General features: G+C 60.2%; 2 protein-coding genes and 2 pseudogenes. All 4 read left to right on the top strand.

Going from position 1 to position 2,507, the window contains the following annotated elements:
- Positions 1-456: pseudogene (locus tag FH061_RS29985) on the top strand (erythrose-4-phosphate dehydrogenase); the annotation flags it as partial.
- Positions 457-534: 78 nt separating this feature from the next.
- Positions 535-1,968, top strand: a complete 1,434-nt coding sequence (gene pyk / locus FH061_RS29990) for a pyruvate kinase (RefSeq protein WP_151639483.1) — start codon at positions 535-537, stop codon at positions 1,966-1,968.
- 15 nt (positions 1,969-1,983) lie between these two features.
- A complete protein-coding gene (locus tag FH061_RS29995; protein WP_151639484.1) occupies positions 1,984-2,163 on the top strand; it encodes a hypothetical protein in 180 nt (59 codons plus the stop codon).
- A gap of 15 nt (positions 2,164-2,178) precedes the next feature.
- Positions 2,179-2,507: pseudogene (eno, locus tag FH061_RS30000) on the top strand (phosphopyruvate hydratase); the annotation flags it as partial.

Below are 2,507 nucleotides of genomic sequence, written 5' to 3' on the forward strand. Positions count from 1 at the left end.
AACGACCAGGTGCTGACCGACGTGATGCATGAAGACCTGCGCCGCGCCCGTTCCGCCACCCAGTCGATGATCCCGACCAAGACCGGCGCCGCTGCCGCGGTCGGCCTGGTGCTGCCGGAACTCAACGGCAAGCTGGACGGTTTCGCGATCCGCGTGCCGACCATCAACGTCTCCATCGTCGACCTGTCCTTCGTCGCTGCGCGCGACACGACCGTCGATGAAATCAACGCGATCATGAAGGAAGCCGCCGACGGTGCGCTCAAAGGCATCCTGACCTACAACACCGATCCGCTGGTATCGGTGGACTTCAACCACAATCCGGCATCGAGCAACTTCGATGCGACCCTCACTAAGGTATCCGGCCGCCTGGTCAAGGTCTCTTCCTGGTACGACAACGAGTGGGGCTTCTCCAACCGCATGCTCGACACCACGGTTGCGCTGATGTCGGCGGCATGACACCTGCGTACGGCCGGCAAGGCAACATCGAGCCGGTCCAATGAAAAGGCGTCGCAAGCGCCTCGAAAGGATTTTGAAATGCAAAGAGCAACAAAGATTGTCGCCACGATCGGCCCCGCCTCGAGTGATTTCGATACCCTCATCAGGATGATTCGCGCCGGAGTCAACGTGGTGCGCCTGAATTTTTCGCATGGCAAGGCGCAGGACCATATCGACCGGGCGGCGCTGGTGCGCAAGGCAGCGGCCGAATGCCGCCGGGAAGTGGCGATCATGGCCGACCTGCAAGGCCCCAAGATCCGCGTCGGCAAGTTCGAGCAGGGCAAGGTCATGCTGCAGAACGGTGCGAAATTCACTCTGGATGCCGCATGCGAGCTTGGCAACCAGGAAGTGGTCGGGCTCGACTACAAGGAACTGCCGCGCGACCTTCATCCGGGCGACATGCTTTTGCTTAATGACGGATTGATCGTGCTTCAGGTCGATACCGTCGTCGGCACCGCCATCCACACGACCGTCAGGATCGGGGGCGAGCTCTCCAACAACAAGGGGATCAACCGTCAGGGCGGCGGTCTGTCCGCGCCGGCGCTCACCGCCAAGGACATGGAGGATATCAAGACAGCCATGCAATTCCAGGCGGACTACATCGCCGTTTCCTTTCCGAAAAACGCGGCGGACATGGCGATGGCGCGCCAGCTCGCCAATATCGCCGGCTCGGAATTCAACCACAAGCCCTACATGGTGGCGAAGATCGAAAGGGCCGAAGCGATTCCGCGCCTGCAGGAAATTCTGGATGCCTCCGACGCCATCATGGTCGCGCGCGGCGACCTGGCGGTTGAAGTCGGCAATGCCGCCGTACCCGCGTTGCAGAAACGCATGATCAAGATGGCGCGTGCTTCGAACAAGATCGCGATCACCGCGACCCAGATGATGGAGTCGATGATCCACAACGCCATTCCTACCCGGGCGGAAGTGTCCGACGTGGCCAATGCCGTGCTGGACGGCACCGATGCCGTGATGACCTCTGCCGAAACGGCATCCGGGAAGTATCCGGTGGAGACCGTGGAGATCATGGCCGCGGTGTGCGTTGAAGCCGAAAAGGCGGATGTATGCAAGCTCGATACCGATTTCCTCAATGTCGCCTTCAAGAGGATAGACCAGTCGATTGCCTACGGCGCGCTCTTCACCGCTTATCACCTCCGCGTCAAGGCGATCGTGGCGCTGACGGAATCAGGCTCCACCGTGCAGTGGATGAGCCGTCAAAACATCGATATCCCGATCTTCGCCTTGACGCCCAGAGTGCGAACCCGGCGCAAGGCCGCGCTGTACCGCAATGTGAACACCTTCGAACTGGATCAGTCCGGCAGCCGCGAAGAGGTATTGGCGGCGGCTCAGAACCTGCTGATAGCGGAAAGGGTAGTGAGCCCTGGAGACCTGATTGTGCTGACATGGGGCGAACCCATGGGGGAAATCGGCGGCACCAACACGCTGAAGATCATGCAGGTGCAGAAGCATTGAAGAGGAGAATGCCTTATGAAGTTGCAGCAGCAAGATGACGTCGCCGGACTTGTGGCTGAACCGGAAGACGTCTTGGTTCGACAGGCATCCGGCTGCAAGGAATCCGGTCCTTCGGACGGGAGCATCCAGGGTGGTGCCGAACCTGCGGAACATATCCGCATGCGGGATCCCTACTTTCAATATGAATTAATTTAAGACAGGAATAGAGAAATGAGTGCCATCGTAGACATCATCGGCCGTGAAGTGATCGATTCGCGCGGCAACCCCACCGTCGAGTGCGACGTCCTGCTGGAATCCGGCGTCATGGGCCGCGCGGCCGTGCCGTCGGGCGCATCCACCGGCTCCCGCGAAGCGATCGAACTGCGCGACGGCGACAAGAGCCGTTACTTCGGCAAGGGCGTGCTCAAGGCCTGCGAAAATATCAATACCGAAATCTCCGAAGCCATCATGGGCCTCGACGCCAATGAGCAGGCTTTCCTGGACCGCACCCTGATCGATCTCGACGGCACCGAAAACAAGGCCCGTCTCGGCGCCAATGC

It is taken from the genome of Noviherbaspirillum aerium, assembly GCF_008929045.1.
In the GTDB taxonomy this organism is placed as follows: domain Bacteria; phylum Pseudomonadota; class Gammaproteobacteria; order Burkholderiales; family Burkholderiaceae_D; genus Noviherbaspirillum; species Noviherbaspirillum aerium.